At 51.0% G+C, this 6,759-nt stretch carries 8 protein-coding genes; all 8 read right to left on the minus strand.

Features of this window, described 5'->3' with window-relative positions:
- Positions 1-468: 468 nt before the first annotated feature.
- The 8 genes from B3K89_RS07350 to B3K89_RS07385 all read right to left on the minus strand — a co-directional run bounded on the left by B3K89_RS07350 (position 469) and on the right by B3K89_RS07385 (position 6,656).
- Entirely contained in the window at positions 469-696 is a 228-nt protein-coding gene (locus B3K89_RS07350; protein ID WP_345907216.1) for a VF530 family protein, read from the minus strand.
- A gap of 16 nt (positions 697-712) precedes the next feature.
- A complete protein-coding gene (locus B3K89_RS07355) occupies positions 713-913 on the minus strand; it encodes a YwbE family protein (RefSeq protein ID WP_293892467.1) in 201 nt (66 codons plus the stop codon).
- A gap of 90 nt (positions 914-1,003) precedes the next feature.
- Positions 1,004-2,335: an amidohydrolase gene (locus B3K89_RS07360; protein ID WP_293892470.1), complete on the minus strand. Its 1,332-nt coding sequence runs from the start codon at positions 2,333-2,335 to the stop codon at positions 1,004-1,006.
- Positions 2,332-2,694, minus strand: a complete 363-nt coding sequence (locus B3K89_RS07365; RefSeq protein ID WP_345907219.1) for an adenine deaminase C-terminal domain-containing protein — start codon at positions 2,692-2,694, stop codon at positions 2,332-2,334. The genes B3K89_RS07360 and B3K89_RS07365 overlap by 4 nt, the downstream gene beginning before the upstream one ends.
- The gene (locus B3K89_RS07370) at positions 2,649-3,989 is read right to left on the minus strand and encodes an amidohydrolase family protein (protein WP_345907217.1); all 1,341 of its coding nucleotides are present in this window, start codon (positions 3,987-3,989) and stop codon (positions 2,649-2,651) included. Before B3K89_RS07370 ends, B3K89_RS07365 begins: the two co-directional genes overlap by 46 nt.
- Positions 3,953-5,002 carry an ABC transporter substrate-binding protein gene (locus B3K89_RS07375; RefSeq protein ID WP_293892479.1) on the minus strand — a complete coding sequence of 350 codons (1,050 nt, stop codon included), beginning with the start codon at positions 5,000-5,002 and terminating at the stop codon, positions 3,953-3,955. Before B3K89_RS07375 ends, B3K89_RS07370 begins: the two co-directional genes overlap by 37 nt.
- 47 nt (positions 5,003-5,049) lie before the next feature.
- Positions 5,050-6,057, minus strand: coding sequence for an ABC transporter ATP-binding protein (locus B3K89_RS07380; RefSeq protein ID WP_293892482.1), 1,008 nt, complete (start codon positions 6,055-6,057; stop codon positions 5,050-5,052).
- A 2-nt stretch (positions 6,058-6,059) separates the two neighbouring features.
- Positions 6,060-6,656, minus strand: a complete 597-nt coding sequence (locus tag B3K89_RS07385) for an ABC transporter permease (protein ID WP_345907218.1) — start codon at positions 6,654-6,656, stop codon at positions 6,060-6,062.
- Positions 6,657-6,759 lie beyond the last annotated feature (103 nt).

Raw genomic sequence — 6,759 nt, forward strand, 5'->3', positions numbered from 1 at the left:
TGCACGGGTCAAACTCAAGAGGCTGTACCCCATAATCAAGGAATAGGTTTAAGTGTCACAGGCTACTAGCTAGTTGTTGCATTTTTGTAATATAAGCATCATCTTTTACATAGAGATACTCATCTACCCAAGGTAGAAGGAGATGAGGGGCCGGTTAACACCCGGGTCCCTTATTTTCTGCCTTGAGGTAGGGACTTTTAGGCTGACTCTAACATGAGCACATATGGTTAGATTGCATATTTATGAGGGGAGCTTCCCGCTTAATCCACGATATCTTGATTTGGTGTAATTAATCGGGGATCTGAGAAAAATTGAAGCTCACCATATTTAGCTTTAAATTGCGACAACAAGTGTACTCAATAGATTACATAAACACTAATTCAAACAGATGTTACGGATGGCCCATCCGTGGGTCTATGTCATACCTTAATTCGCCTGACCATCCCTGCCACTTAACCTGAGCAATGCCTACCGCCTCGATTCCTCGTTCATGTGATATTCAAGGTCCAGGTAGATATTCTCCAGCTTTGTCCGCGCCCAAAGGTTCTTGCGCAGGAACTTCAAGCTGGATTTGATGCTGGGATCGTTATAGAAGCATTGCAGCTGCAGCATGTCGAACAGCCCGTCCCAGCCGTAGTAATCGACCAGGCGGATAAGCAATTTCTCCAGCGTCATGCCATGGAGGGGGTTGTTCACTTGTGTAGTTGAAGGGTTATGTCCGTGATAGAACCTCCTTCACCCGCCCTACTTCGCCACTCTCAAGACGGACCTTGATACCGTGCGGATGCGTGCTGGAGTTTGTCAGGATGTCCTTGACCACACCTTTGGTGGTGTTACCTGTGGCTTGGTCCTGCTTGAGGACGATAAGCACTTCCAGTCCAGCGTGTATATCGGCTCTTCTCTTACCATCCATATCGACCTCTCCTACACCTCTCACTCTACAGGAGAACGTACTCCAATTAAAGAGCAAGGCTCATCAGATGTGTGCAAGTACGATGAATTGCTATTCTTTGACTTGGAGAAGCCTTTGTGCCTCGGCATAAAACCCTGTTGCTGCCTGCTGGAACCTGAGGCGAAGCTCCTTCTCGTCTGCATAAGCCAAGTGGTGGTCGCGTACCACCCACGATCCTTTGGTAAAGAGGTGCCTGACGTTCTGGACTCCTGCACTGTACACAACCACGGAATAGGGGTCGAAACAGGGTTGCATGTTCGGCTTTGTCAGTCCCAATACCAGGATATCGGCATCTTTTCCCACCTCAAGACTCCCGCTGCTTTTCTCAATTCCCAGTACACGGGCTGCAACCGAAGTTGCCATAGGCACCACCTCGCTAGCATGAAGCAAAGAACGATCGCCCTGTGCATTTTTCTGAAGAATGGCACACAGCCGCATTTGGGTGAACAAGTCCAAGCTATTTCCACTTGCCGGACCGTCGGTTCCAAGACATACGGGAATACCCTTTTGCAGCATCGCATGAATACGTGCCACACCTTTGGCGGATTTTGCATTGGCGACGGGACAATGCACAACAGCTACGTTGTGCATTGCCAGAAGACGAAGATCGTCGTCGGTGGTGTGGATGCAGTGAGCAGCCAACAGATTCTTATCCAACAAACCTTGGCTTTCCAGATACGCAATGGGTGTCATCCCAAAGGAGGAAGCATAGTACTCCATCTCAAAGTCCATCTCGGATAGGTGCATGGTCCAGCGTGCCTGTTCTCTCTTTGCCAAGGCTTGGAGGGTCTTGAGGTGGTCGATGGTGACGCTGTAGGGAGCGTGTGCTGCATACATGCGATGGACATAAGTGCCATTGGGAATATCCTTTCCATAGGCAATTGCCTGTTCTGCGGTACTGCTGTTGCAGGGACTCTCCACCATGATGGTTTCTCCGCAAAAGAGAGAAAAATGCATCTGCTCTGCAAGCTCGGCAATATCCTGCTCATAGTAGTACATGTCGACCGCCCGACCGATACCGGCAAGCTGCATCTCTGCAATGGCAAGCGCAGCGGAGGCTTTGGCCAGTTCTTGTGTCATACAGGTACGTTCAAGGGGAAGCAAAAAGCGTCTGAGCCGGTCAGCAATGTCGTCTCCGAGGCTTCGGAACGCCACCATGCCGGTATGGGTATGACAGTTGGTCAGGGAAGGGAGCAACAGGCAATCGGAACAATCGAGTTGCAAGAAGGTATCATAGCGCTTGGGAAGTGCACTGTCCGGTCCTACATACGTGATGGTGGTCCCTTCAAAGGCCAAAGCCCCGTCGGTGATCACGTGTTGCTTGTTGTTCTCCGTAAGGATGGTTGCATGGCGGAAAACCATTGCTTTGGGTTCATTGTTCATTGGTTCTTCCAATCGACCAATTGTTGTTTTCTCACGTCGACCAAGCCCTTGTCGCTGATTTTAAGCTCGGGGGAAACCGGTAGGCTGAGTACTGCAAAGTTCATGATCTCCTCCCTTGCCTGATATCCATGGTCAACCAGCCACGTACGCACCTGTTGGATTTGGCCGGACAGAACTGCAATAGGTTCAATCGAGATAATCCCCCCATAGGGTAAAGGAATGAAAGTTTCCTCGGATTCATCAACCAGTGCTATTCCCCCCTGCTCGGCAATGACCCTGTTTACTGCACGAACGGCCAATTCCACACTGGTGGCTAGAACAAGCAGATTGTGGCTGTCGTGAGCCCATGATGAACAGATGGCTCCNNTCCGTACCGTTCAACTACGGCGATCAGGCTCAGGCCATACTGCCTGAAAGAGAAGCTGCCCCCTCCATGATGTATGTGCTGTTTGGCAAAACGGGTGAAGGTGGTGCCCTCTTCCCGTTCGATGACAGTGATGTCACGTTCCCCGCTTTCAAGTGAAAGGTCGAATTGCTCAGCTGTAAGCGGCATGCGGTGAATTGAGTGCAGGTACTCCTTTTTGAGGGCTGGAAGCTTCGTGCGTGCAAGCAAACCCGATCCCTGTTCATAGACAAGGGACCCATTCTTGTAAACAGAGCGGATGTGCAGTGTTTCCAAGTCGTCGAGGAGCACAAAGTCAGCTCGTCTGCCCGGTGCTATCTGCCCTCGGTCGAGAAGATTCATCCGTCGGCTGGGGCTGTAGGTTGCTGCATAAACCACCTGTTCGGGGCGCATGCCCAGACGCAGGGCATCCGAAAGTACTGCATCCAGATGTCCCTCTTTCGCAAGCATGTCGGGAAGGACGTCGTCGGTGCAGAAGCAGAACCTGCCTGCAAGCTCGGGTGCCTTCAAGGCGTCGATGACCTCTTTGCTTACACTCTTTCGTTGAATTTCCAAAAACATCCCTGCAGAGATTTTCTCTCGTATGGAAGCAGCCGTTTGTTGGGTGTGGTCGGAGTCGACTCCAGAGGCGATGAAACGCGAGAGCATCTCACCAGTAATTCTTGGACAGTGCCCTTCGATGGGAAACCCTGGTTTCTGGTCTTTGAAGGTGTCAATAATGCGCTTGGTGCGGTTGTCGCTTTCACTGAAGAGATCATTGGCATTCATGATCTCTCCGAGGGCTATGACATCCTTGCGCTTGCACAGCGCCTTGACCTGTTCTGCATCAATCGGGCCGAAATTGGTTTCCAGTTCCATGGATGTGGAAGGGACGCTGGAGGGAATTGCATAGAAAACATCGACCAGAGAGGGAAGATCCATGTAATCGCAAAGACCTTCCACGCCGAACACATTTGCCACCTCATGGCAATCGGCAACAATAGTCGTCGTTCCATGGGGCAACACTGCATTCGAGAACTCTGTCGGGGTCGTCATGGAAGACTCGATATGCATATGGATGTCGATAAAGCCGGGGATGAGGTAGAGTCCCCCACCCCCAGGTGCCTCATAGTCTCTTTGGACATGCTCGATTGTGGGACCGAAGGTGATCGATCCCCAATCGAAACACTGGTATGCACTGTTGTATATCCAAAGATTCTCGAGTTTGTTCACAGTTACTTGTTCATCAATCGGTTGAAACGATCGACCCACGTGCCCATCAACGGATTCACTACGGTAAAGTCAACCATCTTTGCCCGGGCGGCTACCGCGCCTACTGTCTTGTTTGCCGCCAATTCCGGGGTGAGTTTCACCAAGGAATTGACCGGGGCTTCGTTCAGGGCCTTTGCTGTTCTGGTCTCCGTTTCTGCATTGAGCCGGTAGTTGACATACGCAACCGCCAGGTCATAGTTCTTGGTATTTTTTGCGATGTTTATTACGTTGAAGTTCGCATAGGTGCCGGACTGGGGAACCACATACACAGCATCGGGGTCAGCCTTGCTGATTACCGGTACGCCGAAGTCTCCGACAATGGCTACTGATATTTCTCCGTTGGCAAACAGTGATGCTACGTCACTGGACTTTGCATAGGTTCTCAGTACATTGGGCTTGAGCTGTTCAAGTGCCTTGAACGCCGCCTCTCCCTTGTCGGTGGCGAAGTCTACGCCTTTGACATCGCTGCACATAACCAGGAAGGCAGGACCGAAGGTGGTGGTGATGTCAGGAATGGAGATTTTTCCTTTCAGGGCGGGATTCCACAAGTCTTCCCAGCTGTCGATGGTCATGCCGGCTGTTTTGGGGTTGTAGATGATGCCGATGCTGTTGAGTGTGTAGGGAGCTCCTGAACCACTGTCGATGAGAGCCTTTGCACCGGGAATCAGATTGGCGTAATCGGTGAGGCTGGAGGCCTTCAGAGGCGCAAACAGCCCATCGGCAACTCCGTCGGCGGTATTCTTCTGGGAGAGCTCGATGACGTCAACGGTGGAGTTGGGATCATTTTTCAACTTGGTGTAGCGCTCCTGGGCGTTGCCGGTGTCGAGGACGACCTTGACATTATACTGTTTCTCAAAGGGTTCATAGACTTCCGACCACAGGGCATCTTCCGATAGCCCCCAGGTGGAGACGATCAACTGTTTCGGAGCCGATTCTGCAGTTCCTGCAGCAAATGCGGCAGCAAGGGTGAGCAGAAGCAAAGCGGTGCATGCTAGAGCGATACGTTTCTTCATAAGGTCCTCCCACTTATCGTTCCATCGTATGATGGATGTACATCGACCTATCGGTCGAGAAATACCACATGCTCTGGTGCTATGTTTAGGCCCACTTGCTCCCCCACTGCTTTGGGAGGATGCAAGGAGCTTGCTACAATCATCGTTCCCAGTTCGGTTTTCACTTCATACTGGTAGCTTTCCCCCAGGTAAGTTCTTACTTCCACTGTCCCGATGCACATTGCACTTTGCAAATCTACAAGATCAATTTTTTCCGGCCTGATACACCATAAGAGCGCATTCATCCTTTCCTGGGGAACGGATAATCCTATGCGCTCTGCAGTGCTTATGGGGAAAAAATTCTTGAAGCCTACAAAACGAGCGATCATCTCACAGGCAGGATTTGCATAGATTACCTGCGGTGTATCGCACTGTTCGATTCTTCCCTTGTCCATGATGGCGACTCGGTCGGAGATGGAGAAACATTCTTCTTGGTCATGGGTGACAAATACCGTCGTAATCCCCAGTTCCTGTTGGATTCGCTTGATCGTCGAGCGCATTTGCACCCTCAGTTGAGCATCTAGGTTGGAAAGTGGTTCGTCGAGCAAGAGCAACTTGGGTTCTATCACCAAAGCCCGGGCGAGGGCAACCCGTTGGCGCTGGCCTCCGGAGAGTTGCTTGGGAAAGCGCTTTTCATAGCCGGAAATCCCACAGATTTCCATCATGCTTTTTACTTTCTCAACGGTTTCCTGGGTTGAACATTTTCGTTGCTTCAAACCGAACGCGATGTTGTCGAAGACGGTTAGGTGCGGGAAGAGAGCATAGCTTTGGAATACCAGACCGAAATCACGTTTATGTACCGGGATGTGTGTCATGTCGACACCATCGAGGGTGAAGGTGCCTGTATTCGTTTCAATGAGTCCTGCAATGACCCTGAGGGTGGTCGTTTTCCCACATCCCGAGGGTCCGAGCAGTGAGAGCAGTTCTCCTTTGTTGAATTCAAGGTTCAAATCTTGGAGGATCAGGTGTTTCTTGTCGTAGGAGACGTCGATGTGGCTCAAAGCTCCGTATTGCATGCTCATTCCCCTTTTACCCCTTTAGCCTGGCCTCTGGTCATCGAGCGGTCGAGCAAGACCATGAACAGAAGGGTCATGCCCATAAGCATGACGGACAGTGCACTTACCGTTGGGTCGTAGTTGTATTCAATGTGGTTCATCATGGCGTATGGCAAGGTGTTCATCCCCGGTCCCTTGAGGTACATCGATACCGGGATGTTGTTGAATGAATTGATGAATGAGAGCATGAAGGCTGATGTCATGGCTGGTTTGAGATTTGGCAGGACGATGACCACGAACGCTTTTACGGGGGGACAGCCCAAGGTCCTTGCTGCTTCCTCCAGACTCTCGTCAAGCTCCTTGAGGCTTGCCGTAATGATGCGCACACAGTAGGGAAGCACGACAAGCAGGTGCCCCAGTATGAGTGCAGTACGCAAGGGAAGCTGGACTTTCACGACAAGGAACAGGAACAGAACGTACCCGATAACGATGCCTGGTATCAATGAGGGGGAGAGGAACAGGGAAAGCAATGCTTTGCTCAAGCGGCCGGGTCTTTTCACCAAAGCCAGAGAAGCGACCAAACCGATGACAATCCCTACCAGGGAGGCGGTGAATGCCAATAGGAAGCTGTTTTTAAATACAACTTTCCCAATCGGTTAGACTATACAACAGCCTAGAATCTGCTGTTTTCTGTCCCTGTGAACACGCTTTCCAATAGTCAGG

Source organism: Sphaerochaeta sp. UBA5849, assembly GCA_002432715.1.
Classification (GTDB): domain Bacteria; phylum Spirochaetota; class Spirochaetia; order Sphaerochaetales; family Sphaerochaetaceae; genus Sphaerochaeta.

Coding starts and splice junctions, on each gene's coding strand:
- B3K89_RS07355 (WP_293892467.1), bottom strand. CDS start 913: ATGGATGGTAAGAGAAGAGCCGATATACACGCTGGACTGGAAGTGCTT.
- B3K89_RS07360 (WP_293892470.1), bottom strand. CDS start 2,335: ATGAACAATGAACCCAAAGCAATGGTTTTCCGCCATGCAACCATCCTT.
- B3K89_RS07375 (WP_293892479.1), bottom strand. CDS start 5,002: ATGAAGAAACGTATCGCTCTAGCATGCACCGCTTTGCTTCTGCTCACC.
- B3K89_RS07380 (WP_293892482.1), bottom strand. CDS start 6,057: ATGCAATACGGAGCTTTGAGCCACATCGACGTCTCCTACGACAAGAAA.